Here is a 24,442-nt window from a genome sequence, read left to right on the forward strand (position 1 = left end):
AGCCGACCATGCAATTAAGCGTTACGGATAGCGTCACGCATCAGGATCTGGATGAAATGCGCCTCGGCCTGAACGCCTTCAACAGCCGCTTTATTGACATCAATGAGATGAAAGCCATCGGTGTGTTCATCAAAGACGGCGCCGGGAAAAAGCTGGCGGGGCTGACGGGTTCAACCTATGGCAACTGGTTACGCATTGATATGCTGTGGGTCAGCGATGGGTTACGCGGGCAGGGCGCCGGCAGCCAGCTGATTCAGGCTGCCGAACAGGAAGCCCGCGCACGCGGCTGCCGTTACGCCCAGGTGGATACCGCCAGCTTTCAGGCGCGGCCGTTTTATGAAAAGCTTGGCTATACGCTACGTTTTAGCCTTGATCACTATCCGCGCGAACATCAGCGTCACTATCTGAGCAAGACGCTGTAATCACAGCAGTGGCTGCTGGCGCAGATCCAGCGGCGACTGTTCCGCTTCATCAATCGCGGCCAGCCAGCTCTGTAAATCGACCTTCGCCCAGGAGAGATGCCCGCGCGTGGTGCTCATCAGCACTACATCCGGACGCAGCGAGCGGTACAGCTCCAGCGACTGCTGCAGCTCCGCAGGATTACTGTCCGGCACCAGCACGCTGATCCAGCGATGGTAATCCCGCGTCAGGGTGTCGCCGACAAACAGGTAGGTCTGGCCGAGCGGTGAATGGTACAGGTAGCTGCAGCTGCCTGGCGTGTGGCCCGGCGTGGGCAGCAGGTGAAAGTCGCCAAAGTGCACGTCCTGATGCGTGAAGGTTTCGTCCGGCTCAATCACCAGGCTCACCGGGCCGAGCGATCGGCTGTGGCAATACAGCGCACTATTGAAGCGCTGCTGAATGGCCCGCGCGCCCGGCGCGGCTTCGTGCCAGTGGGTAAAATAGTGGCGAATCACGCCGCCCGCGTCCGCGAGCACTTCATGATCCAGCAGCTGCTCAACGCGGCCAATTAACAGGTTGCCGCGCGGATGGCGCAGCATAAACCCGTGCATCATTAAATCATTTGCCGTCTCTTCGGCGGGAAATTCCGGCGTGGAGATCCACAAGTCTTCGTACAGCGGCTTCAATAGCGGTCTCCTGCGGCAACACGTCAGCGCAACGTCGGATGGCCGGTAAAGGCTAACCGCGCGGCGCCCTGGTCAATCTCAAGCGTGGCGCTGGCGCCGAGCGGCAGCGTCACGGTATCGGCATCATGGCCAAACGGCAGATCGCTGATTACCGCAATCTGGTACTCGTCACGCAACCGCTGCCACACCGTGGCGAAATCAAAGCCGTTGTCGTAATCGGACAGGGCGGTGCTGGTGAAGCTGCCGGTGACAATGACGCGCTGGCGCGCCAAAATACCGCTCTGCTGCAGCTGAATCAGCATACGCTCAATGCGGAACGGATGCTCATTCACATCCTCGATCACCAGAATGCCGTCTTCAATCTTCGGCAGCCACGGCGTGCCAATCAGGGAGCAGATCATCGCCAGATTGCCGCCCCACAGCGTGCCCTGCCAGCGGCCGCGATCCGGACTGGCGCTGTGCCACGCCAGATTGACTGTAGGAGATGTTAGCGCCTGCCAAAAGTGGCTGACGGTAAATTCAGATAAAGCCTCCGCGCCAAAATTGCCGGCCAGCATCGGTCCGCTGAAGGTGATCAGCCCGGTTTGCGCCAGCAGTGCCAGCTGAATAGCGGTGAAATCACTGTGGCCGCACAGCGCGACAGGCTGATTAAGCAGGCGACGCTGCAGCGCCACATAGTCGAGGTGATCGAGCAGGCGTGAGGCACCATAGCCGCCGCGCACCGCCAGTACGATATCCGGCAGCGACGCCAGCGACGCCAGCGCATTCACATCCTGCAGGCGCTGCGCGTCATCACCGGCAAAACGCTGCCAGCGGCGCGTAATGGCTTCCGGGTTTTGCAACTGATGTCCTTCCGCCTGCAGGCACTCCACCGCGCGCCGGGCGGCGTCCTGATTGTGGCAATAACCGGAAGGGGCGATGAGGCGTATTGAACGAGGGGCGAGCATAACTTCCATCCTGCTGTCTGTTGGCCTGCCGATGATGACGAAATGCGTTACCGAAGTCACGGTAGCACAAGGTTTTTTACGTATTTAGGATAAACGGTAATTTTACCTTTTACCGTCATGGTTATGATAGCTTGCGCCAATCCTATAGCGGAACCAAAAATCAGTGAAAATTCGACTACTTATGCTGTCTGCTTTGCTGCTGGCTGGCTGTGCCAGCGAGCCGGAAAAACCGGTGACGCCGGAGAAGAATACGCCATTAACCCAGGCGCCGCCGTCGAAAGTGAATGATGCATGGTCACTGTTTACCGAAGATGCCGCCAGTCATTATGGCGTTGATGAGAAGCTGATCAGCGCCATTATTAGTGTCGAATCCGGGGGCAACCCAACCGTGGTAAGCCGTTCTAACGCGGTCGGGCTGATGCAGATCAAAGCCGCCACCGCCGGACGCGAGGTGTATCGCGCACAGGGACGCCACGGCCAGCCGAGTAACTCCGAACTGCGCGACCCGGCGAAAAATATTGATATCGGCGCGGCCTATATCCGGATTCTGCAGGATTCCGCGCTGGCGGGCATTCGCGATCCGCTGACGCTGCGCTATGCCACTATTGTTTCCTATGCCAACGGCGCCGGCGCGCTGCTGCGCACCTTCTCCCGCGACCGCGATCGCGCCATTGCAATGATCAACGCCATGACGCCGGATGAGTTCTACCAGCACGTGCAGAACAAGCATCCGGCCGCCCAGGCGCCGCGCTACCTGTGGAAAGTCACCACCGCCTATCGCACCATCGGCTAATGCCGCTGGCGGAGCTCAGTGCTGTGCGCGCTCTGCCGCGCCCTCATTTGAGGCATCGCTGAGGTTAATGCGCGGCAGCACGCCGCCGGTGAACTCCACGCGGCGCATCGGGAAGGCGAAACGAATCTGTTTCTGCTCCAGCTGCGCCATCAGTTGCAGGTTAATCTCCTGCTGAATGTCCATGTATTTGTTGTAATCGGCGCTCAGCACGAAATAGACCACCTCAAACGTCAGCTGCGATTCGTCAAACGACAGGAAATGGGCGCGATCAAAACGCGTGTCCGGCACGCCTTCAATGATGCGTTGCACCATGCCGCCAATCTGCCGCACTTTCTCCGCCGGCGTGCCGTAATTAATCCCGAACTTAAACACGATGCGCCGCTGCTGCATGCGTTTGTAATTGTGGATGGTTTGCTGCAGCAGAATGGTGTTGGAGCAGACAATCTGTTCGCCGCCGAGACTGCGCAGCCGGGTGGTTTTCAGGCCAATGTGCTCAATGGAGCCGGCGATGTCGCCGAACACAATAAAGTCGCCGTGCTCAAAGGGCTTATCGAAGCCAATCGCCAGCGAAGCGAACACATCGCTCAGCACCGTCTGAATCGCCAGCGCGATGGCGATACCGCCGACGCCGAGGCTGGCCACCAGCGCGGTGATATTGATCCCCATATTGGAGAGGATTGCCAGCAGCATCATCACCCACACCACGACGCGCAGCAGAATGCCGAGGATCACCGTGGTGACCGGATTACGCACGTGCAGCGGATCGCGCAGCAACGAGTGCAGCCACAGGCGAATGCCGCCGTCAATCCACAGCGTGAGCTGCAGAATCAGCGCCAGGAACCAGCCGTGGGCGATGGCGACGCTCCAGCTGTCCGGCAGGTCGACAAATTTCAGGGTGATAAGCAGCGAGAAGATCAGCAGCAGCAGCTGACTGGTGCTGCGCAGAATCTCCACCAGAATGCCGGTGAAACGCACGTGGCGCTGTTCGCTGTAGTGGGCGATACGGTTAGAGACAAAACGAATGACGGTGCGCAGCAGCCAGTAAACAATCAGTGTGCCGAACACAATGATGGCGCTATTAATCCAGAAGTTTTGATTGAGAAAGATAAGTTGCAAATGGTGGGCAGAAAGCCAGTTTTCCATTGGGGAGCATCTCCTTGCTGGGAGCCGGTGAAAAGAATGTGCAAGGAGAAAGCATAGACTACGCTGGCGTCGCGCGGGACGCCGGCGGTTTACTGGAAGCGATTGGCCTTGTCGCGCGCCAGCCGCTCCAGCGCAAAAATCACCTGCTGCAGCTGACGCTCCTGCACCGGTTCGATGGCGGTAAAACGGAAGCTAAGCCGCGGCGTGATGCGGGTTTCGTTCTTGCTGGTCACGGTGCTGCGCTCGCCGATGTGCAGCAGCTGTGCGGTCACTTCGAACTGGCCATATTCGCCCAGCTCAACGCGCAGCTTTTTGAAGGTATCGCCACGGTTAAGACCTTCCGGCAGCGCCTCATCCAGCAACACGCCGACGCCGCCGAGCGACAGATCCTGCAGGCGAAAGCGTGCGGTGCTGCCGTCTGGCCACTGGCTGTGGCAGTAAAATACCGGTTCGAGTGGCGCGTTGACGCGAAAGAATTCCCGGCGCTGAATCTGCCACACCAGGTCGGGCAGCGCGGCGGCAAAGGCGGGCAGGCCGTCATAATCGATGCGGGTTAATTCCTGCAGCCCAAACTCCACTTTGGCACCGTGGGTTTCGGCCGCAATATTCACTTCGCCACCCTGCAGTGCCAAATCATTGTCCAGCGCGTTGCTGCCGAGATCAAAAATCACCCGATCTTCATCCGCAGCCAGCAGCCGGCTGATGAACTGACCACGGGAGAAATTGACCATCAGCAGGGTTTGATAACGCAACAAATCCTTCATCACGTTCAACACCGCCAGCGTACCGCGCTTGAGATATTGTTCTTTATCGGCGTCTTTCACGTCCTGCTCCACCTGTCCGATTGCTATTTTACGAGTGCCACTGCTCTTCGTCGGTTATCGACCGGGGCGGTAAAAGCTTTAGCCGGCGTGAACGAATTCATCATGATGTTGATGTAGCAGAGAAAAAATTCCCGGCTATACTTAGCGCGATGAACACCTTGATTCATAACGTAAGGAGCAGCAAATGGGTATTCTTTCATGGATTATTTTTGGTCTGATTGCCGGGATTATCGCTAAATGGATCATGCCAGGTAAAGATGGCGGCGGATTTATTTTGACCGTGGTACTCGGGATTGTCGGTGCGGTGGTGGGCGGCTGGATCAGTACCCTGTTCGGCTTTGGCCGGGTCGACGGCTTCAACTTTGGCAGCTTTGTGGTCGCGGTGATCGGTGCCATTGTGGTGCTGTGGATCTACCGTAAAGTCCGCAGCTGACGCCAAATCACGATTCAACAAGATCCGCAGTCCCGTCCGGGGCTGCGGATTTTTTTATGTCGTCAGAAATCGTAGCCGATTGTGGCGGTCAGCGTCCGCTCCGCGCCGCGATAGCAGTAACCGGTGCCGTAGCAGGCTGCCAGATACTTTTTATCCGTCAGATTGCGGGCATTCAGCTGCAGCCAGGCACCTTTCAGATCCGGCTGCCACGCACCCAGGTCGGCGCGCAGTGAGGCGTCAAACAGGGTCACCGACGGCAAACGGGTGGTGTTTTCGTTATCGGCCCACTGGCGGCCAATATAGCGCACCCCGGCACCCGCGCTCAGGCCGTAATCAAACTGATAATGCCCCCACAGCGACGCCATGCTATTTGGCGTGACGTACGGCGTATGGCCATCGTTGCCGTCCACGGAATCCTTAAAGCGCAGATGGTTGAGCGTATAACCGGCAATGGTGCTGAACCGTTCGGTCAGCTGGCTGCGCGCCTCCAGTTCAATGCCCTGCGCATGCACTTTGCCAGACGGGGTATAGGTGCCGTCCTGCACGTTACGGTTGGCCACATCGTTCTGCGTCAGATCGTACAGGGCTACGCTGTAGAGATCGCGCGTGCCGTTCGGCTGGTATTTCACTCCGGCTTCATACTGTTCTGAGGTGGTCGGTTTCAGCTGATTCCCGTCGGGATCGGTCAGCGAAGCCGGGGTAATCGCCTGGCTCCAGCTGACGTACGGCGACACGCCATTATCAAAAGCGTACAGCAGCGCGGCGCGGCCGCTGACGTGATCGTCCTGACGACGACTATTGCCATTCTCTGACACGATACGGTCATAGCGACCAGACAGATCCAGATGCCAGCGCTGCCACGCCATCTCATCCTGCAGATAGAGGCCGGTCTGGTAATAGCGGCGCGTCTGCGCTGTCCAGAGGTAATCCGGCTGGCTGCCGATGGCCTCGCCGCTCCAGGCATTCAGCGGTGAGGCAGCGCCGCTGGCGTCGCTCAGATCATTTTTGTAGCGGTGATACTCCGCGCCAAGCGTGACGCGATGCTGCAGCGCACCGCTGGCAAACTCCGCCTGCAGCTGATTATCAGTCGCCCACGCGCTGAGCGAAGAGCGCTCACCGGAGTAGTAGCGATTGAGCAGGTCCGGATTGTCGCTGTTCCAGCCAATCTGGTACACCTGGTCGAGCGCCACGTTGGAATGGCTGTAGCTGCCGGTGCTGTGCACCGACCATACCTCATCGAAACGGTGCGAAAAGTCGTAGCCGTAAATCTGCTCATGACGTTTGAACTGATCCAGCGCGCTGTCGCCCTCATAGAAGCCGTCGCTCAGCCAGCGGCCATTGTGGCTGTACAGCGTGCCTTCCGCCGGCACCGAGCCGTGATAGCCGCCTGAGGGATCTTTTTGCAGATAAGCACGCAGCAGCAGGCTGGTGTCTTCATCCGGCTGCCACAGTAGCTGGGGTGACAGCGCGTATTTCTCTTCGCGCGTGTGGTCGTACTGGGTATCGCTGTTGCGCGTGATGCCGGTCAGGCGGTACGCCCATTGCTCGTTAATTGCGTCGGTGTAATCAAAGGCGGCGCTGTTACTGGCATTGCTACCGGTGGCGAAGCGTAAATGGCCCTGTGAAGCAAACTGCGGCCGCTTCGTGACCATGTTCACCAGCCCGCCCGGCACCGTCTGGCCATAAAGGGCAGAAGAGGGGCCTTTAATTACGTCGATGCGGTCAAGGAACCAGTTATCCACCTGCAGGATGTTGAAGCTGCCGCCGTCGCTCATCACGCGCAGACCGTCAAGGAAGGTGTTGTCGACGTCACCGCCGTGGAAACCGCGCAGCGAAATGGTGTCGTAACGCGTGGCCGCGCCACCAAAGTTGGTGAAAACCCCCGGGGTATAGCCCAGCGCCTGGTTCAGATCCTGCGCACCCTGATCGTCAATCTGCTGACGCGTCACCACGGAAATGGACTGCGGCGTGGTGACGAGTGGACGATCGCTTTTCGTGGCGCCGCTGCGGGTGGCGAGATAGCCCGCCGTGGGCGAGGTGGCGCTCTCCTGCGGCTGTGCGGTGACCACCAGAGAGGGTTCGGCAACGCCGAGTGCCGGAAACGCCAGCGCCAGCGCGCACAGCAGCCGGCCACGGTTGAGGGGGAACAGCGCGGTCATAATGATTCCTTTGGCAGAGAATAAAAGCCGCACCACACCAGCGCGGCGGCTAACGATGAGAAAAAGAGTCATTTTAAGATTAAGAATTATTATCTTTTAGTAAGGGGTGTTTCAAGATGTAAAAGATAAGTAATGGAAAAGTGTGATGCGCAGGGGGGATGCCGCAGCACCGGGCGTGGTCATCGCCTGGCTGTGGCATCGGGCCTGAGAAGCAGGTGCGCACGGCGGCGCACCTGACGTCAGGGTTATTTCGCCGCGTTTAGCGTCGGCATTGAGGGGATGTCGCGCGTGCTGTTACAGGTTTTATCTTTCGGACAATACTTATCCAGCAGCTTCAGCGTTACGCCGTTGGTCCAGCCAAAACCGTCCTGCAGCGGATACTCGCCGCCGCCACCACCGCCCAGTTGGGCACCGTCGACCACATACTTCTCAACCAGCTTGTGTTCGCGATCGTAAGTTTGCTGCACATTTTGCAGGAAGCGCTGACCAATCTGCTGCGCCAGCTGGTTCTGCTTATAGTGCTCCAGACCTTCGACTGCTACCCACTGCAGCGGCGCCCAGCCGTTAGGCGCATCCCACTGCTGGCCGTTGTTAACCGTCGTGGTGACCAGCCCGCCCGGTTTCAGCAGCTGTTTTTCCACGGCGGCAGCGGTGCGTTCCGCCTGTTTGTCGCCCGCCAGCTGCATATACAGCGGGAACAGCGTGGCGGCGGTGAGCTGATTGTGCACCTGCTTTTTCTGGAAATCGTAGTCGGCATACCAGCCCTGTTTGTCATCCCACAGGTAACGATTGATCGCCGCCTGGCGCTTCTCTGCATCCGCCGCAAACTGCTGCGCTTTATCATTCTGTTTTGCCAGCTTCGCGGCTTTCGCCAGCGTCTGCTCCAGGTGGAACAGCAGGCTGTTGAGGTCCACCGGGGCCAGCTGGGTGGTGCGAATCGAGGCCAGATTGTGCGCATCGGTGAACCAGCGTGAGCTGAAGTCCCAGCCCGAGGCGGCGCCCGCGCGCAGATCGCGATACACCTGCTGTTTATTGCGCTCAGGCGCTTTTTTCGCGGTGTTGACATCGTCCAGCCAGGATTCGGTGCGCGGCACGTCACGGTCATCCCAGTAGCGATTGAGCAGGGTGCCGTCGCTGAGCTTCACCACGCGCTTGCTCGCCTGGCCGGCAGCCACCTTGTCGCTGTCCGCCATCCAGTAGTCATACTCTTTTTGCAGCTGTGGCAGATACTGGCGGTAGACATCATCTCCCTTGTGGCTGGCCAGCAAATCCACCATCAGGCTGAAGAACGGCGGCTGCGAGCGGCTGAGATAGTAGCTGCGGTTGCCGTTGGGGATGTGGCCGTACTTGTCCAGCTCGCTGGCGAAGTTGTCCACCATATCCTGCACCCGATCCCAGTGGCCGCTCTCTGCCAGCCCGAGCATGGTGAAGTAGCTGTCCCAGTAATAGACTTCGCGGAAACGCCCGCCTGGCACCACGTACGGTTTCGGCAGTGGCAGCAGCGAATCGTACTGGCTGGCCGTTGGCGTGCTGCGCGTCAGCACCGGCCACAGACCATTGATGTGCGCGCGCAGGCTCTGGCCGGCGGGCGGCACGTATTTATCCTGCGCTTTGGGCAGGGTGAAGTTGGTATCCACGAAACGCCTGAGATCGAAATTACGCTGATTTTTCTGCATCTGCCAGTCGGCGAGAATCGACGCCGGGTCATATTTGGGGACCGCATCGGCAAAGGTTTTCTGGTCCGGATAAAATCTGGCCTGCTGCACGGCACTGAATAGTGGGCCGAGTCGCACATCCGGCGGCTGCGGCTGGGCGCTGAGCATGCGGCTGTTATCCTCAGCGTGCACAGCAGACGCGCTCAGCAGCGCCGCGCTGAGCAACAGGGTAAGACGCGCAGGCGTAAACACTACATTTTTTATCATCGGTTTTTCTCCTTGTCCGAAAAGGTGGTGCGCTAACGCATTGACCACCCGAACAACTTTAGACGTTAACGCGCCGCTTAGCCTTTTGCAGCGGCGGAAATGTGAAGCCTTCGCGATTAATCGCCGGAAAATTGCGGTGCCGCGCGGGTTTTTACTTGCCCTGCGCCGCTATTTGACTGAGGCTGAAAGAAAAAAGGAGAGCAGTATGGAGATCATCTGGTATCACCCGTCGCTGAATCCGCAGCCGTGGCTGGACGGCATGCGCCAGCGACTGCCAGCTGTGCGCATCCGCCAGTGGCAGCCGGGCGACAGTGCCCCCGCCGACTACGCCATTGTGCGATCGCCGCCGGTGGAGATGCTGGCGGGACGGGCGCTGCGTGGCGTATTCGCCATGGGGGCCGGCGTGGACGAAATTTTGCGGCAGCTGCGCACGCACCCTGAGATGCTGGCTGACGCGGTGCCGCTCTACCGGCTGGAAGACACCGGCATGGCACGCCAGATGCAGGAGTATGCGAACTGGTGCGTGCTGGGCTGGTTCCGCCGCTTCGCCGACTATCACCAGCAGCAGCGACAGGCGCTATGGCAGCCGCTGCCGGACCGCGAACGTGCTAATTTTACCATTGGCGTGCTGGGGGCCGGCGTGCTCGGCCGCAGCGTACTGGAGAGCCTGCAGCAGTGGGGCTTCCCGCTGCGCTGCTGGAGCCGCTCGCCGAAGCAGATTGCCGGTGTCAGCACCTTTCATGGCCGCGCGCAGCTAACTGAATTCCTTGCCGGCACGCAGATACTGATTGATTTGCTGCCCGCCACGCCGGAAACCAGCAACCTGATCGATGGCACGTTTCTTAGCGCGCTACCGCGCGGCGCCTGTTTCCTCAACCTCGCGCGTGGTGCGCACGTGGTTGAGGCCGATCTACTGGCGGCGCTGGAGAGCGGTCAGCTGGCCGCCGCCGCGCTGGACGTATTCCAGGTGGAGCCGCTGCCGGCCGCGAGTCCGCTGTGGTCTCATCCACATGTCATGATTACCCCGCATAATGCCGCCACCACCTTGCCGCATGAGGCGATGGACTATATCGCCGGTGCCATCACGGCACTGGAGCAGGGCCAACAGCCGCGCGGTCTGGTCGATCGCCAGCGCGGCTATTAATTCAGCAGAGGAGAAGAGGATGTATCCCGTCGATTTACATATGCACACCGTGGCCAGCACCCATGCTTACAGCACGCTGCACGATTACGTCGCGCAGGCGAAACAGAACGGCCTGAAGCTGTTCGCCATTACCGATCACGGTCCGGACATGGCCGATGCGCCGCACTACTGGCATTTTGTGAATATGCGCATCTGGCCGCGCGTGATTGACGGCGTCGGCGTGCTGCGCGGCATTGAAGCCAACATCAAAAATCAGCAGGGTGAGATTGATTGCAGCGGGCCGATGCTGGATGCGCTGGATTTGATTGTCGCCGGCTTCCATGAGCCGGTCTATGCGCCGCGCGACAAGGCCCACCACACCGAAGCGATGATCGCCACCATGGCCAGCGGACTGGTGCACATCATCAGTCATCCGGGCAACCCGAAATTCCCGGTGGATATTCGCGCCATCGCGGAAGCCGCCGCGCACTACGATGTGGCGCTGGAGATCAACAACTCGTCGTTCACCCATTCGCGCCCGGGCAGTGAACCTAACTGCCGCGCGATTGCGGAAGCGGTGCGTGACGCCGGTGGCCGGCTGGCGTTTGGCTCCGATTCGCACACCGCCTTTACGCTCGGCGATTTCGAGCACTGCCTGCGTATTACGCGCGAAGTGGATTTTCCGCAGGATCGCGTGTTAAATGTCACGCCGCGTCGCCTGCTCGACTTTCTCGAACAGCGCACCGGCAAACACATTGCGGAATTTGCCGACTTTTAACTTTTTTGCCTCAAGGAATTCTGTTGCATGAATGAGTTTTCCATTCTCTGCCGCGTCATCGGCTCGCTGTTTAATCGCCAGCCGCAGGACCCGCTGCTGGTGCCGCTGTTCACCCTGCTGCGCGAAGGCAAACTGAAAGAACAGTGGCCGCTGGAGCAGGATGAACTGCTGACCCGGCTGCAGCAGAATAGCGATCCGCAGGCGCTGGCGGCGGATTACAACGCGCTGTTCGTCGGCAGCGACTGCAGCGTGCCGCCGTACGCCTCACAGTGGCCGAACGGACCGCAGGAAGCCGGGGTGCGGGCGTTTTTAACCTCACGCGGTATGCCACTGAGCGAGTCGCCGGCCGATCACTTCGGCGTGCTGCTGCTGGCGGCCTCCTGGCTGGAAGATCAGTCTGCGGAAGATGAGGCGGCGGCCCAGCTGGCGCTGTTCGATGACTACCTGCTGCCGTGGTGCGGCGCCTTCCTCGGTAAAGTGGAAGCCCACGCCACCACCGCGTTTTATCGCACGCTGGCGGCGCTGAGCCGTGAGGCGATTCAGGCGATGTATGACGAACTGCGTGAAGAGGGCGACGACGCCTGAGTCGTCACCAGCAGGGATGGCTGCTGCCGGGCAGCTGCGCCGGTGCCGCGCACAGCATCGGCGTACCGGGCAGATAAGCCGCGGCGCGCAGGCGCTCGCCAATTCCCCAGCGATTGATCTCCAGCGCGCTCAGCGCATCGTGCGGCTGCGGCGTAATGCCACGCTGTTCGCCTTGTGGCGCTGCGCCGTGCTGCTGAAGCAACAGCGCGGTACGCGCCAGCGACAAACGCGCCTGCCAGCCGGTGCCGTTGATTCGGCGCTGGCGTAATCCTTCCAGCACCGCGGCCGCCATCATATAGCCGGTGGCGTGATCCAGCGCCTGCACCGGCAGCGGCGTCGGTTTAACGCCTGCCTGCCAGCGCATACCCTGTTCGGCGATGCCGCAGGCCATCTGCACCAGGCTGTCAAAACCGCGCCGGTTGCGCCACGGCCCGTGCCAGCCCCAGGCGTTGAGGCTGACATCCACCAGCCCCGGCGCCAGCCGCTGACGGCTCTCCGCATCCAGCCCCAGCTTTTCCAGTGCGTCCGCGCGGTAGCCGTGCACCAGCACGTCCGCATGCTGTAGCAGCGTAATCAGCCGATCGCGCCCGGCGCGGGTTTTGATATCCAGCTGCGCGCAGCGTTTGCCGCAGTTGATCTCCTCTTCCAGCGTCGGTTCACGCCAGCCGGGCGGATCGATGCGCAGCACCTGCGCGCCGAGGCTGGCCAGAAAGCGGGTCGCTACCGGTCCGGCAATGATGCGCGTCAGATCCAGCACCCGCACGCCCAGCAGCGGTCGCGCCGGCAGCAGCGCCCAGCCCGGCGTGGGCGCTTCGCCGGTTGCCCGTTGAGCAATCAGCGCTTCTTCGCTTACCGCCAGTCCCTGCGCGTGCTGCTGCCACTGCTGTGCGCTGCGCATCCAGGCGGCACAGCCGCCGGCGTCGACCACGGCCTGCTCCAGCGCGTGTCCCTGCCAGCGTGCCACCACCGCCGCCAGCGATGACCGATCGGCGTGCTCGCCCAGCACGCTTGCCATGGCGGCGCGATGATGCGGTGCGTTGGTGTGCAGGCGGATCCAGCCATCCTCGCACGGATAGTCACCGGCCAGCGCGTCCCACTGGTCGGCTGGCGGACGGTTTAGCGGCGTCAGGCTGTGCTGAAACCAGCGCGAGGCCAGCCGGACGTTGACGCTGACCGGGGCCGGACGCTCCAGCAGATCGCTCAGCGCCTGGCTGGCGAGGCCGATGCTGGTGGCGGCGAGTTCGCTAACGGCAAAAGCCGAGGGGAAGCTGTCGGTCTGAAGAAAGTGGATCGTCGGCGCGTGTTCCGCACCCCGCAATCCCTGCCACAGTTGCTGCCACAATGCGGCAGCGCGTTGAGAATCCATGCTAAACCTCCGGAAAACACGCGAGCTTCAAGCATAGCAGAGTGGATTAGCGGCGGCGCAGGCGCGGAAAGCGGGCATGCATGCGCAGGTTACGCAGGTTAATCACCGCAATCGCCGTCCCCAGCACCACCAGCGAGGCTCCAAGGATTTTGAAGCTGTTCATGCTGTCACCCAGCACCAGCACGCCCATCAGTACCGCCAGCACCGGCGTCAGCAGCGAGTAGGGCATGATCAGGTTGACGTTATATTTTTTCAGCAGCGCGTACCACAGCGTGTAGGCGACAATCGACGAGGCGAGGGCGCTGTACAGGATGCCAAACCAGCCGCGCCAGCCGGCCTGACTCAGCGCGGTAAACTGCTGCGATTCAGTCAGCCACGAGGCCGCGCCGACAATCGGCACCGCAAGGAAGGAGATCCAGCCGGTAAGCGTCAGCGGTTTAATCGGCGGTGACTTTTTCACAATCATGTTGCTCACCGCCCAGCCAGTGGCGCTGCACAGCAGAATACACAGCACCCACCACGCCGGAATTGTCGGGCTGCCGGAGAGCACTACCACCCCGGCCAGCGAGATGGCGATACCGCACAGCTGCACCAGCCGCAGTTTCTCCTTCAGCACTACCATCGCCAGCAGCATGGCAATCGGCGTGCCCAGCTGGACCACAATGGCCCCGGTGCCGGCATCGGTATAGCGCATGCCGACAAACAGCAGCGAAAAGTGCATGAAGCCAAAGGTAAACGCCAGCGTCAGCAGCCACGGCAGCTGGGCGCGCGTGATGCGGCAAAACGGCACCAGCACAATAGCCACCACCACAAAGCGCATCCAGGTCAGAAACAGTGGCGGAAGCTCCAGCAATCCCCACTTTATCGCCACGTTATTGAACGCCCAGATGCACACCACCATCAGAACCAGAAAAAAATGCCGCACCGCCACGCTGCTGTCCTTTGTTTTATCGATGTTGTCACCGTCTAATGATGGCACGAAGGCGATCGGTTGGCGCACGCGGGCGACGCTTTTTTTCGTAATGGCATTAGCTTATGCCGAAAAATCCAGGACAGGGGGCAAATTTACTGTCAGAGTGGATGTCCGAAACACGATCATTTGAGGACCGTATTCGGCATGACACAGATCCGCACCTTACCCCTTGCTCTGATTCAACTCGAAACGCCGCCGCCGCAGGTGGTGGCAAAAATTGGTGAACAACCACAGTGGTTTATTGCAGCCCTGGCGCTACAGCCGGATGATTATGTCATTGTGCGGCCGCATCTCGGGGAAGAGCTGCCGGCTTTCTCTGGCATCAGCGGCGCGATTTTCAGCGGTTCGTGGGCGATGGTGACCGATCACGCCGACTGGAGCGAGCGCACCGCCGCCTGGATTCGTGCGGCCATCGACGCGCAACTGCCGCTGCTCGGCGTTTGCTATGGCCATCAGCTGATGGCCTATGCGCTGGGCGGTAAAGTGGGCGATAACCCGAACGGCTGGGAGCGCGGACTGAAAACCCTGACGCGCACCCCGCACCGCGATCCGTGGCTGGCACAGTTGCCGGAGGCCTTCCCGGCGTGGTTGTCGCACCGCCAGTCGGTGCTGGTACCGCCGCCGCAGGCACAGGTGCTGGCGCGTTCAGCGCTGGATGGTTGCCAGATCCTGCGCTATTCGCCGCAGGCGCTGTCAGTGCAGTTCCATCCGGAGTTCGACCATAACATCATGACCGCCTGTCTGCCTTCCGGCGTCAGCGATGATGGCGCGCAGCTGTCTGGCGAAGACTGGGCGCGCGAGCTGCTGCAGCGTTTCTGGCAGCAAACGCGCCCGCAGGCGCAGGCTCAGGGCGCGTAATGCCGCGTGCAGCGATAAACCCACGCGGGTGGCATATTCTTCAGCACCCGCTGGCGCTGCCAGGTGAAGTAGCGTGACAGGCTGGGCTGCGTCAGCGAGGTGTATTGAAACTGGACAAACACGCCGCGCGGTCCCAGTCCTTCATGTACCGCGCTGAGAATGGCGTCGCGCGTTGCGGGCGGCAGCGACAGCAGCGGCAGGCCGGAAAAAATCACATCGTACTCCCCGGACAGATACTCTGCCGAGCAGGCGCGCACCTGCATGCGCGCATCGTTCCAGCGGCGTAACCCTTTTACCAGTTCGGGACTGATTTCAAACACATCCAGCTGCGCCTGCGGTGCCATATGTGCCAGCAGATGACGGGTCAGCACGCCGTCGCCGGCACCCAGCTCGGCAATGCGCAGGCTGTGCTCCCAGTTGACCGTTTCACACATGGCGCGACACAGGGCGGCTGAAGAGGGCGTGATGCTGCCCATTTTGCGCGGATTGCGGATAAATTGCTGAACGAAGTTCGCTTTGGCGCGCATTACCATCAGGGCTGAAGCCAGCATCTTGTTCTCCTGTTCACGGGTCTGCTTCATATTGACCGCACAAATCGCACATGTTCCGCTTTTCATCGCGCTTATGGCCAAACTCGGAATTATCTGTCTGCGACAGGCGCAGGTTATGGCGTGACGGCAGGGCAGTTTCTTAATGCCTTCTTTTCCTTCGATGCGGTCACAGTTTCCCGCTGAGCGATCTGACAGGCTGGCATTGTTCGCTCAATGTTAATAACAAGTTTAAATGTTGTTAATCGCTACTCTGTCCCGCAAGGAGAAACACCATGCGTTACGCTGCTCCGGGAGAAACCGGTTCTCTCATCCACCTGCAATCGCGTTATGGCAACTTCATCAACGGCGAATTTGTTCCGCCGGTAAACGGTAACTATTTTGTTAACACCACGCCGATCAACGGTTCGACCATCGGCGAATTTCCGCGCTCGGATAAACAGGATATCGACAACGCCGTGGCCGCCGCGCAGGCCGCTGCGGACGCATGGGGCAAAACCTCGCCGCAGGCGCGTTCGCTGCTGCTGCTGAAAATTGCCGACCGGCTGGAAGCCAATCTGGAAGCCATCGCGGTCAATGAAACCTGGGATAACGGTAAGCCGGTACGTGAAACCCTGGCGGCTGATTTGCCGCTGGCGGTTGACCACTTCCGCTACTTTGCCGGCTGCGTGCGCGCCCAGGAAGGCACCGCGGCAGAGATCGACGAATTCACCGCCGCCTACCACTTCCATGAGCCGCTTGGGGTCGTCGGACAAATTATCCCGTGGAACTTCCCGCTGTTGATGGCGGCGTGGAAACTGGCGCCGGCGCTGGGTGCCGGTAACTGCGTGGTGCTGAAGCCCGCCGAACAGACGCCGCTCTCCATTACCCTGTTGATGGAGCTGATTAAAGACCTGGTGCCGCCGGGCGTGATTAACGTGGTGCACGGCTACGGCAAAGAGGCCGGCGAGGCGCTGGCTTCGCATCCGGGTATCGCCAAGATCGCCTTTACCGGATCGACCGCCACCGGCGGCCACATTCTTGAGCTGGCGGCAAAAAGCCTGATCCCGTCCACCGTCGAGCTGGGCGGCAAGTCGCCCAACATTTTCTTTGAAGACATCATGCAGGCGGAGGAGAGCTTCATCGAAAAAGCGGCCGAAGGCGTAGTGCTGGGCTTCCTCAATCAGGGCGAAGTCTGTACCTGTCCGTCACGCGCGCTGGTGCAGGAGTCGATTTTTGAGCCGTTTATGGCGGCGGTGATGAAGCGCATCCAGACCATTAAACGTGGCGATCCGCTCGACACTGAGACCATGATCGGCGCGCAGGCGTCGCAGCAGCAGTTCGACAAAATTCTCTCTTACCTGGAGATTGCTCAGCAGGAGGGCGCGCAGGTGCTGCACGGCGGCGGGGTGGAGAAAATCGGTGAGGCGTTTGCCAGCGGTTACTACATTCAGCCGACGCTGCTGAAAGGTGATAACAGCATGCGCGTCTTCCAGGAGGAGATTTTCGGACCGGTGGTCGGCGTGCTGACCTTTAAAGACGAAGCGGAAGCGATTGCCATCGCCAACGATTCGATTTACGGCCTCGGTGCGGGCGTGTGGACGCGCGATATTAACCGTGCTTACCGCGTAGGTCGCGCGATCAAAGCCGGTCGCGTCTGGACCAACTGCTATCACCTCTATCCGGCGCACGCCGCGTTTGGCGGCTATAAAAAATCCGGGATTGGCCGTGAAACCCACAAAATGATGCTCGATCACTACCAGCAGACTAAAAATCTGCTGGTCAGCTACAGTACGCAGCCTCTCGGCTTTTTCTGATTTAACCGGCAGCGGTGCGCGCCGCTGCCGCCTTCATGGCAACGTCACACAGCCCTGTCACAGTGCTGACAGAAAAAACAGATTATTCCCCCTGTTATTAAGACGCGTCTTGTCGATATTAAGAGGCGTGAGTTTATACAGTAACGCACCGTTTTTAAGGAGAGAAGATGAACACCCTGTACCACTTTCAGGAGCAGCACGACGAAGTGCTGGATGCGGTCGAAGAGAATATCATTACCGTAAATCTGCCGGGCCGCCAGGCAATCTACGTGATTGGCCAGAACGACGACGATGCCGATCTGTTGCTGGACGTGCAGCTGCGCGGTGTGTGAGCGCAGCAGGGGCTGGCAGACAAAAAAAATCCGCAGCTTTTACGCCGCGGATTTTTTTATTGCAGGCCGGCTTATTTCACGCAGGCAGCACACTGGTTGTGGATCTGCTGGAAGAAGTCGTTGCCTTTGTCATCCACCAGGATGAACGCCGGGAAGTTCTCCACTTCAATTTTCCAGATCGCTTCCATGCCCAGTTCGGCATACTCCACGCACTCCAGACTCTTAATGCTCTGCTGCGCCAGCACCGCCGCCGGGCCGCCAATACTGCCCAGATAGAAGCCGCCGTGTTTATGGCAGGCATCCGTGACCTGCTGGCTGCGGTTACCTTTGGCCAGCATCACCATGCTGCCGCCGTTAGCCTGCAGCAGATCGACGTAGGAGTCCATGCGGCCGGCGGTGGTCGGACCGAGTGAACCGGACGCGTAACCTTCCGGCGTTTTCGCCGGGCCCGCATAGTACACCGGGTGATCTTTGATGTACTGCGGCAGACCTTCGCCGTTGTCGATGCGCTCTTTCAGTTTGGCGTGCGCAATATCACGCGCCACGATGATGGTGCCGTTCAGCGACAGACGCGTCGCCACCGGGTAAGCGGAGAGCTGGGCAAGGATCTCGCTCATCGGGCGATTGAGATCGACGCTGACCACTTCGCCTTCGCCCTGCTGACGCAGCGCTTCCGGGATATAGCGGCCTGGGTTGTCTTCCAGCTTCTCGATCCAGATGCCTTCGCGGTTAATTTTGGCTTTGATGTTGCGGTCAGCCGAGCAGGAAACGCCCATGCCCACCGGGCAGGATGCGCCGTGACGCGGCAGACGCACCACGCGGATATCGTGAGCAAAATATTTACCGCCAAACTGCGCGCCGAGGCCGAGTTTCTGCGAGGCTTCCAGCAGTTCCTGTTCCAGCTGCACGTCACGAAACGCCTGACCGTGTTCGTTGCCTTCGGTCGGCAGCGAATCGTAATAGTGGGTTGACGCCAGCTTGACGGTTTTCAGCGTGCTCTCAGCGGAAGTGCCGCCGATGACAAACGCAATGTGGTACGGCGGACAGGCCGCCGTGCCGAGCGACATCATTTTATCAATCAGGTAGTTTTTCAGCTTCGCTGGTGTGATCAGCGCTTTGGTTTCCTGATACAGATAGGTTTTGTTAGCAGAACCGCCACCTTTGGCGATGCACAGGAATTTGTATTCGTCGCCGTCAACGCTGTAGAGATCGATCTGCGCCGGCAGGTTGGTGCCGGTGTTGACCTCTTTATACATATCAAGCGGCGCATTCTGCGAGTAGCGCAGGTTATCTTCGATAAAGGTGTTGTAAACGCCCTGAGACAGCGCAGCTTCATCGCCACCGCCGGTCCAGACGCGCTGGCCTTTTTTACCCATGATGATGGCGGTACCGGTGTCCTGGCAGGTCGGCAGCACGCCTTTGGCGGCGATTTCCGAGTTGCGCAGGAACTGCAGCGCCACGTATTTGTCGTTCTGGCTGGCTTCATCGTCCGCCAGAATCGACGCCACCTGCTGCTGATGTGAGGCGCGCAGCATAAAAGAGGCATCGTGGAACGCCTGCTGTGCCAGCAGCGTCAGCGCTTTCGGGTCGACTTTCAGGATTTCTTCGCCGTCAAAGTTGGCCACCGAAACATGGTCGCGGCTCAGCAGATAGTACTCGGTATCATCTTTGGCGAGAGGAAAGGGATTCTGGTAGTAGAAGGGTTTGTTCGACATGTTGGCTCACTTAGCTTCGTGTTGCCCGCCAGCATGACGGGCGACAAATTAGGCGATCTGTTATTCGATTTTCTCTCGCCAGTCCGCGGCAAGAGCTGACTGGCGAGTATCATACCACTTTAACGTTGTTACGCGGCTGCGTTTTTAACATCAAAGCAACATCATCAGAACATCATCACCATCCACGGGTAGGCAATGACCATCAGCGCCACCAGGAACAGGGCACCAAAGATGGTACCGAGACGCCAGTAGTCTTTGGTTGGCAGGTAGCCGCTACCGTAGTAAATCGGGCTTGGGCCTGTGCCGTACGGGGTAATAATGCCCATCACACCCAGTGAGGTACACATCATCAGGCAGAACACCGGCATGTTGATGCCCGGAATCGAGGCGGCAATGGTCAGCATGGCAGGCAGCAGGGCGGTGGTGTGCGCCGTGGTGCTGGCGAACAGGTAGTGCAGCAGGTAGAAGGCCACCAGCAGTACCACCGCAGACACCTGCGGGTCGTAGCCGTGCAACAGCAGCGCACCCTCTTTACCCAGCCAGGCGATGAAGCCTACGCGCGCCAGACCATCAGCCAGCGCGACCAGCGTGGCAAACCAGGCAAAGGTGTTCCAGGCGGCTTTGTTGCTGGTGATGTCGTTCCAGTTCAGCACGCCGGTCCACAGCATCAGCACGATAACCAGCAGGGCGGCCATCGCCGGTTCAATCCACGCAGTGGCGAAGATCCACATCATCAGCGCAGCGACCACGAACACCAGCAGCAGAATTTCATTGCGCGACAGCGGACCCAGTTTCTCCAGCTCGGCTTTGGCCCAGCGTGGCACTTCGTCATTCACTTTTACTTCTGGTGGATAGAGCCAGTAAGCCAGCAGCGGCATGGTGAGAATCAGCAGGATACCCAGCGGCAGGAAGGCGAGGAACCACATGCCCCACGAGATATCAAAGCCAACCACGCTTTTTACCAGCGCCAGCGCCAGCAGGTTAGGGGCCAGCGCGGAGAGGAACATTGAGCTGGTGATACAGGCGGCGGTGATAGCAACCCACATCAGGTAAGAACCAATTTTGCGTGCGCTTGGGTCGTTAGGTTTAGAACCGTACAGCGGCGGCAGGTTGGCAATGATGGGGTAGATAGTCCCGCCGCTGCGCGCGGTGTTGGACGGCGTAAACGGTGCCAGCAGCAGGTCGGCAAAGGTGATGGCATAGCCGAGCGTCAGGCTGCGACGGCCGAGATATTTCACCAGAATCAGCGCCAGGCGGCGACCGAACTGGGTTTTATCGTAGCCGGCGGCAAACATGAAGGCGCCGAAAATCAGCCACACGGTGGAGTTGCCGAAGCCGCTCACCGCCCATTTAAACGCCTGTCCGGCCGTTTTGAACTTCGGATCGGCCAGTTCTGCCGGGCTGAACAGCACGTACTGGCTGAACAGCGCGATGATCACCACACCGGTCAGGCCGATGACCGCGCCCGGCAGCGGTTCGAAGATCAGGCCGACAATCACCCCGACGAAGATGGCGAAGAAGTGCCACGCGTACGGCTCCAGCCCGGCAGGGGTGGGCACCAGCAGCAACAGCACGGCAACCACGATCGGCAGGCACAACATGACTAGCCGGTTCTTTTTCCCCGGTGCGGCAGGTGGCGCCTTTAGGGGTTCACTCTGGGTTGTTTGTGTATTCATAGTTTTGGTCTGCAAGTTATGGGAATGCGATTGACGGCCCGGTCGGGTTGATTTTTTTAGTTACGAAACGCTTGTAGCAGATCAACCGGGACGTTTTAAAGTGTCTTTTACATGAATCTTCGTTATTGCAATTTTGCTTCGCGAATTATCAATTGAATGACGCTATGATGCGATTAATTAAAATATCTATTTTGATCTGGATCAATAAAATTATTAGCGGGTTTTTTGTTTTAACGTTTTGCGCCGTAATAAATGAACCAACAGGTGTAAAATATGTGTTAAAAGTGAACGGAACGGCAAAAATACCGCCATAATTGGGCGAAAGTCGCTTTTTATCTCTTTGATATTACGTCATTTGTTTTAAATGTAAGGAAAAAGTTGATTTTTGTCAAGTATTGGTTAAAACTTAGCGGAGCGCGGATTTCAGCAATGAGCAATAAAAAGTATTTTCACGCGTAAAACTTATATAACTAACATTCTGGGTTATGTAACTAAATAAAATGGTATATTTATACCATGAAGTCGGACCACTTAAATTAATTATAAAGACCTCCGAACTGCCAAAGAATTGAATACACGATTTCTTAATTCTGGAGTTGCTCATCATGAATACGCTCACCCCGATTCTTAATCCGCTGACCTTACCGAAAGGGGCGGTGCTGAAAAACCGCCTGGTGATGGCCCCGATGACCACCTGTACCGGCTATTACGACGGCGGCGTGACCAGCGATCTCGTTGAGTATTATCGCGTGCGTGCCGGCAGCATCGGCACCGTGATCGTCGAGTGCGCCTTTATCGATAACCGCGGTCCGGCGTTCCCGGGCGCTATCGGCATCGACAGCGACAACAAAATTCCCGGCCTGGCCAGAATTGCGCACGCCATCAAGTCCCAGGGTTCCAAAGCCATTCTGCAGATTTACCACGGCGGCCGCATGGTTGAGCCGGCGCTGATCGGCGGGAAAACCCCGGTCGCGCCCAGCGCTATCGCCGCGCCGCGTGAAGGTGCCAGCACCCCGCAGGCGCTGACGGCGGAAGAAGTGGAGGTGATGATCACTAAGTTTGGTGATGCGGTGAACCGCGCCATCAAAGCCGGCTTCGACGGCGTGGAGATCCACGGCGCTAACACCTACCTGATTCAGCAGTTCTACTCGCCTAACTCTAACCAGCGTGACGACAAATGGGGCGGCAGCCGCGACAACCGCGCGCGCTTCCCGCTGGAAGTGCTGGAAATCACCCACAAAATGGCGGAGCGCTTCGCCGCAGCGGATTTCATCATCGGCTATCGCTTCTCGCCGGAAGAGCTGGAAGTGCCCGGTATCCGCTGGGACGACACGCTGTACCTGCTGGAAAAACTGGCGGCGCGCGGGCTGGATTACGTGCACTTCTCCGTCGGCCAGCTGCTGCGTCCGTCGATTGTCGACACTCAGGATCCGACGCCTTTAATCAGCAAATACATTGAACAGCGCTCGGCAACGCTGGCGAAAGTGCCGGTGATTGGCGTTGGCGGCGTGGTGAACAAAGAGGATGCCGAACTGGCGCTGGCCTCGGGCTTCGATCTGGTGGCAATTGGTAAAGCCTGTATTGCCTATCCGGACTGGGCCGATCGCATCATCAAAAACGAGCACATGGATCTGTACATCGACAGCACCAAACGCGAAGCGCTGACCATTCCGGAACCGCTGTGGCGCTTCTCGCTGGTGGATGCGATGATCCGTGACGTCAGCGATGGCCATCGTAAGTACAAAGCCGGCGTTTACCAGGCGAAAGTGGAAGCCGAAGCGCTGAAGCTGAAAATCAACGTGACGCTCGACACCGACCGTATCACCGACATCTCGCTGGTGCCGGATCCTAACCTCGACGTCGATTTCACCAGCACCTTTGAAAGCCTGCGTGAACGTATTCTGGTGGCGAACAGTCCGCACGTCGATGCCATTACCGGCGCTACCACGCAGAGTGAGGCGCTGAAGAAAGCGGTATCGCGCGCGCTCACCACTTCCAGCAAAGAGTATGTGATTGAAGAGGGCGGTAACCCGAATGCGCCGGTCAATTACGATGTGGTGGTGGTTGGTACCGGCGGGGCCGGTCTGGCGGCGGCAATTCAGGCGCACGATGACGGCGCGCGCGTGGTGATCATTGAGAAGATGCCTACCATTGGTGGTAACACCATCAAAGCGTCGGTGGGGATGAATGCCGCGGAAACCCGTTATCAGAAACTGAAAGGCATCGAAGACAGCAAAGAGCTGTTCTACGAGGAAACGCTGAAAGGCGGCAAATTCAAAAACAACCCGGTGCTGCTGCGTGAGTTCGTTGAGCGTGCGCCCGAAGCCATTGAGTGGCTGGCGGCGAAAGACATTGAGCTGAGTGATATCACCATCACCGGCGGCATGAGCATTGACCGTACGCACCGTCCGGAAGATCGCTCGGCGGTGGGCGGCTTCCTGATTAGCGGCCTGGTGAAAAACGTCAACCAGCGCAACATCGAAGTGCTGCTGGAAACCTCGGTGGCCGAGATCCTGTTTGAAAACGGTGCGGTGACCGGCGTGAAAGTGGTTGATGAGTACAACGACAGCCGCATCCTGAATGCGAAAAGCGTGATTGTGGCCACCGGTGGTTTTAGCGCCAACCGCGAGATGGTGGTGAAATACCGTCCGGAGCTGGATGGTTTCGTTACCACCAACCACAAAGGCGCCACCGGCAGCGGTATTGCCATGCTGCAGAAAATTGGCGCCGAGACCGTCGACATGGGTGAAATCCAGATTCACCCAACCGTTGAGCAGACCACCTCGTACCTGATTTCCGAAGCGATGCGCGGCGGCGGGGCGATTCTGGTCAGCCAGGCCGGTAAGCGTTTCTACAATGAAATGGAAACCCGTGACAAAGTTTCTGCCGAGATTATCGCGCTGCCGGAAAAAAGCGCGTGGATCGTGTTCGATGAGCAGGTACGTGCCAACAACAAAGCGGCGGATGAATACATCGCCAAAGGCTTTGTGATTAGCGCGCCAACGCCACACGAGCTGGCGGTGAAACTCAACATGGATCAGGAAACGCTGCAAAGCACGCTGGGCCGTTACAATGAGTTTGTGATTAACCAGAAAGACGAAGACTTTGGCCGTGCCACCGCGCTGCGTCATCCGCTCAATCAGGGGCCGTTCTTCGCGATTCGTATCGCTCCGGGCGTGCACCACACCATGGGCGGCGTGACCATCAACACCGAGACCGCGGTGCTTGACGCGCAGAAACAGGTGATTCCTGGTGCCTGGGCGGCGGGTGAAGTGGTCGGCGGTATCCACGGTGCGAACCGCATCGGCGGTAACGCCGTCGCCGATATCATTATCTTTGGTATCAAAGCGGGCCGTAATGCCGCTAAACTGGCGTTAGGTAACTAA

General features: G+C 59.0%; 21 protein-coding genes. 10 read left to right on the plus strand and 11 right to left on the minus strand.

Going from position 1 to position 24,442, the window contains the following annotated elements:
* The first annotated feature begins 8 nt into the window (after positions 1–8).
* Entirely contained in the window at positions 9–422 is a 414-nt protein-coding gene (locus tag F3J41_RS03820; RefSeq protein WP_058757613.1) for a GNAT family N-acetyltransferase, read from the plus strand.
* Here F3J41_RS03820 and F3J41_RS03825 read toward each other — a convergent pair whose 3' ends face one another.
* Both F3J41_RS03825 and ldcA read right to left on the minus strand, forming a co-directional pair.
* Positions 423–1,085 (minus strand): MBL fold metallo-hydrolase, encoded by a 663-nt coding sequence (locus F3J41_RS03825; RefSeq protein WP_021506360.1) that lies wholly within the window; start codon positions 1,083–1,085, stop codon positions 423–425.
* A gap of 23 nt (positions 1,086–1,108) precedes the next feature.
* The gene (gene ldcA, locus F3J41_RS03830) at positions 1,109–2,032 is read right to left on the minus strand and encodes a muramoyltetrapeptide carboxypeptidase (RefSeq protein ID WP_166709968.1); all 924 of its coding nucleotides are present in this window, start codon (positions 2,030–2,032) and stop codon (positions 1,109–1,111) included.
* 163 nt (positions 2,033–2,195) lie between these two features.
* Between ldcA and emtA the strand changes: the two genes are divergently transcribed.
* A complete protein-coding gene (emtA, locus tag F3J41_RS03835; protein ID WP_072208977.1) occupies positions 2,196–2,825 on the plus strand; it encodes a membrane-bound lytic murein transglycosylase EmtA in 630 nt (209 codons plus the stop codon).
* Positions 2,826–2,840: 15 nt separating this feature from the next.
* On the opposite strand, the gene F3J41_RS03840 is transcribed toward emtA, so the two are convergent.
* Together F3J41_RS03840 and F3J41_RS03845 are read right to left on the minus strand one after the other, a co-directional pair.
* On the minus strand, positions 2,841–3,968 hold the full coding sequence (locus tag F3J41_RS03840; protein ID WP_166709970.1) for a mechanosensitive ion channel family protein: 1,128 nt from the start codon (positions 3,966–3,968) through the stop codon (positions 2,841–2,843).
* Positions 3,969–4,057: 89 nt separating this feature from the next.
* Positions 4,058–4,792, minus strand: coding sequence for a flagellar brake protein (locus F3J41_RS03845; RefSeq protein ID WP_166709972.1), 735 nt, complete (start codon positions 4,790–4,792; stop codon positions 4,058–4,060).
* 184 nt (positions 4,793–4,976) lie between these two features.
* Between F3J41_RS03845 and F3J41_RS03850 the strand changes: the two genes are divergently transcribed.
* Complete coding sequence (locus F3J41_RS03850) at positions 4,977–5,225, plus strand: GlsB/YeaQ/YmgE family stress response membrane protein (protein WP_021506355.1); 249 nt, start codon at positions 4,977–4,979, stop codon at positions 5,223–5,225.
* A gap of 62 nt (positions 5,226–5,287) precedes the next feature.
* On the opposite strand, the gene F3J41_RS03855 is transcribed toward F3J41_RS03850, so the two are convergent.
* Entirely contained in the window at positions 5,288–7,384 is a 2,097-nt protein-coding gene (locus F3J41_RS03855) for a TonB-dependent siderophore receptor (protein WP_166709974.1), read from the minus strand.
* Between the two features lie 245 nt (positions 7,385–7,629).
* Positions 7,630–9,306: an alpha,alpha-trehalase TreA gene (treA, locus tag F3J41_RS03860; protein ID WP_166709976.1), complete on the minus strand. Its 1,677-nt coding sequence runs from the start codon at positions 9,304–9,306 to the stop codon at positions 7,630–7,632.
* A gap of 205 nt (positions 9,307–9,511) precedes the next feature.
* Here treA and ghrA point away from each other — a divergent pair, with 205 nt between their 5' ends.
* The 3 genes from ghrA to F3J41_RS03875 are packed head-to-tail and all read left to right on the plus strand — an operon-like array spanning position 9,512 to position 11,792.
* Positions 9,512–10,450, plus strand: a complete 939-nt coding sequence (ghrA, locus tag F3J41_RS03865; RefSeq protein ID WP_166709978.1) for a glyoxylate/hydroxypyruvate reductase GhrA — start codon at positions 9,512–9,514, stop codon at positions 10,448–10,450.
* A gap of 19 nt (positions 10,451–10,469) precedes the next feature.
* Positions 10,470–11,207 carry a phosphatase gene (locus F3J41_RS03870; RefSeq protein ID WP_021506351.1) on the plus strand — a complete coding sequence of 246 codons (738 nt, stop codon included), beginning with the start codon at positions 10,470–10,472 and terminating at the stop codon, positions 11,205–11,207.
* Positions 11,208–11,234: 27 nt separating this feature from the next.
* Positions 11,235–11,792: a molecular chaperone gene (locus tag F3J41_RS03875; RefSeq protein WP_059010344.1), complete on the plus strand. Its 558-nt coding sequence runs from the start codon at positions 11,235–11,237 to the stop codon at positions 11,790–11,792.
* A 4-nt stretch (positions 11,793–11,796) separates the two neighbouring features.
* On the opposite strand, the gene F3J41_RS03880 is transcribed toward F3J41_RS03875, so the two are convergent.
* Positions 11,797–13,158 (minus strand): CoA transferase, encoded by a 1,362-nt coding sequence (locus F3J41_RS03880; RefSeq protein WP_059010346.1) that lies wholly within the window; start codon positions 13,156–13,158, stop codon positions 11,797–11,799.
* Between the two features lie 46 nt (positions 13,159–13,204).
* Positions 13,205–14,089: a DMT family transporter gene (locus tag F3J41_RS03885; protein ID WP_166710260.1), complete on the minus strand. Its 885-nt coding sequence runs from the start codon at positions 14,087–14,089 to the stop codon at positions 13,205–13,207.
* A gap of 186 nt (positions 14,090–14,275) precedes the next feature.
* On the opposite strand from F3J41_RS03885, the gene F3J41_RS03890 reads away from it, so the two are divergent.
* A complete protein-coding gene (locus tag F3J41_RS03890; RefSeq protein ID WP_058769654.1) occupies positions 14,276–14,989 on the plus strand; it encodes a glutamine amidotransferase in 714 nt (237 codons plus the stop codon).
* On the opposite strand, the gene F3J41_RS03895 is transcribed toward F3J41_RS03890, so the two are convergent.
* Complete coding sequence (locus F3J41_RS03895) at positions 14,977–15,540, minus strand: class I SAM-dependent methyltransferase (protein WP_021506346.1); 564 nt, start codon at positions 15,538–15,540, stop codon at positions 14,977–14,979. The two genes, F3J41_RS03890 and F3J41_RS03895, sit on opposite strands and share 13 nt — an antisense overlap.
* Positions 15,541–15,812: 272 nt before the next feature.
* On the opposite strand from F3J41_RS03895, the gene F3J41_RS03900 reads away from it, so the two are divergent.
* Positions 15,813–17,333, plus strand: a complete 1,521-nt coding sequence (locus F3J41_RS03900) for an aldehyde dehydrogenase family protein (protein WP_021506345.1) — start codon at positions 15,813–15,815, stop codon at positions 17,331–17,333.
* Positions 17,334–17,500: 167 nt separating this feature from the next.
* On the plus strand, positions 17,501–17,665 hold the full coding sequence (locus tag F3J41_RS03905; RefSeq protein WP_021506344.1) for a hypothetical protein: 165 nt from the start codon (positions 17,501–17,503) through the stop codon (positions 17,663–17,665).
* 71 nt (positions 17,666–17,736) lie between these two features.
* Here the strand turns inward: F3J41_RS03905 and fumA are convergent, their stop codons facing one another.
* Both fumA and F3J41_RS03915 read right to left on the minus strand, forming a co-directional pair.
* The gene (gene fumA / locus F3J41_RS03910; protein ID WP_166709980.1) at positions 17,737–19,380 is read right to left on the minus strand and encodes a class I fumarate hydratase FumA; all 1,644 of its coding nucleotides are present in this window, start codon (positions 19,378–19,380) and stop codon (positions 17,737–17,739) included.
* Between the two features lie 164 nt (positions 19,381–19,544).
* Complete coding sequence (locus tag F3J41_RS03915) at positions 19,545–21,056, minus strand: anion permease (protein WP_058769656.1); 1,512 nt, start codon at positions 21,054–21,056, stop codon at positions 19,545–19,547.
* 605 nt (positions 21,057–21,661) lie between these two features.
* Between F3J41_RS03915 and F3J41_RS03920 the strand changes: the two genes are divergently transcribed.
* A complete protein-coding gene (locus F3J41_RS03920) occupies positions 21,662–24,442 on the plus strand; it encodes a flavocytochrome c (RefSeq protein ID WP_021506341.1) in 2,781 nt (926 codons plus the stop codon).

Source organism: Pantoea sp. Ap-870, from assembly GCF_011752515.1.
GTDB lineage: Bacteria > Pseudomonadota > Gammaproteobacteria > Enterobacterales > Enterobacteriaceae > Pantoea > Pantoea dispersa.

Excerpts from the sequence above, each read along its gene's own strand:
- F3J41_RS03890 (WP_058769654.1), top strand. The coding sequence starts at position 14,276 with ATGACACAGATCCGCACCTTACCCCTTGCTCTGATTCAACTCGAAACG.
- fumA (WP_166709980.1), bottom strand. The coding sequence starts at position 19,380 with ATGTCGAACAAACCCTTCTACTACCAGAATCCCTTTCCTCTCGCCAAA.
- F3J41_RS03905 (WP_021506344.1), top strand. The coding sequence starts at position 17,501 with ATGAACACCCTGTACCACTTTCAGGAGCAGCACGACGAAGTGCTGGAT.
- F3J41_RS03855 (WP_166709974.1), bottom strand. The coding sequence starts at position 7,384 with ATGACCGCGCTGTTCCCCCTCAACCGTGGCCGGCTGCTGTGCGCGCTG.
- F3J41_RS03895 (WP_021506346.1), bottom strand. The coding sequence starts at position 15,540 with ATGCTGGCTTCAGCCCTGATGGTAATGCGCGCCAAAGCGAACTTCGTT.
- F3J41_RS03875 (WP_059010344.1), top strand. The coding sequence starts at position 11,235 with ATGAATGAGTTTTCCATTCTCTGCCGCGTCATCGGCTCGCTGTTTAAT.
- F3J41_RS03880 (WP_059010346.1), bottom strand. The coding sequence starts at position 13,158 with ATGGATTCTCAACGCGCTGCCGCATTGTGGCAGCAACTGTGGCAGGGA.
- F3J41_RS03840 (WP_166709970.1), bottom strand. The coding sequence starts at position 3,968 with ATGGAAAACTGGCTTTCTGCCCACCATTTGCAACTTATCTTTCTCAAT.
- F3J41_RS03900 (WP_021506345.1), top strand. The coding sequence starts at position 15,813 with ATGCGTTACGCTGCTCCGGGAGAAACCGGTTCTCTCATCCACCTGCAA.
- treA (WP_166709976.1), bottom strand. The coding sequence starts at position 9,306 with ATGATAAAAAATGTAGTGTTTACGCCTGCGCGTCTTACCCTGTTGCTC.
- ldcA (WP_166709968.1), bottom strand. The coding sequence starts at position 2,032 with ATGCTCGCCCCTCGTTCAATACGCCTCATCGCCCCTTCCGGTTATTGC.
- ghrA (WP_166709978.1), top strand. The coding sequence starts at position 9,512 with ATGGAGATCATCTGGTATCACCCGTCGCTGAATCCGCAGCCGTGGCTG.
- F3J41_RS03850 (WP_021506355.1), top strand. The coding sequence starts at position 4,977 with ATGGGTATTCTTTCATGGATTATTTTTGGTCTGATTGCCGGGATTATC.
- F3J41_RS03820 (WP_058757613.1), top strand. The coding sequence starts at position 9 with ATGCAATTAAGCGTTACGGATAGCGTCACGCATCAGGATCTGGATGAA.
- F3J41_RS03915 (WP_058769656.1), bottom strand. The coding sequence starts at position 21,056 with ATGAATACACAAACAACCCAGAGTGAACCCCTAAAGGCGCCACCTGCC.
- F3J41_RS03870 (WP_021506351.1), top strand. The coding sequence starts at position 10,470 with ATGTATCCCGTCGATTTACATATGCACACCGTGGCCAGCACCCATGCT.
- F3J41_RS03920 (WP_021506341.1), top strand. The coding sequence starts at position 21,662 with ATGAATACGCTCACCCCGATTCTTAATCCGCTGACCTTACCGAAAGGG.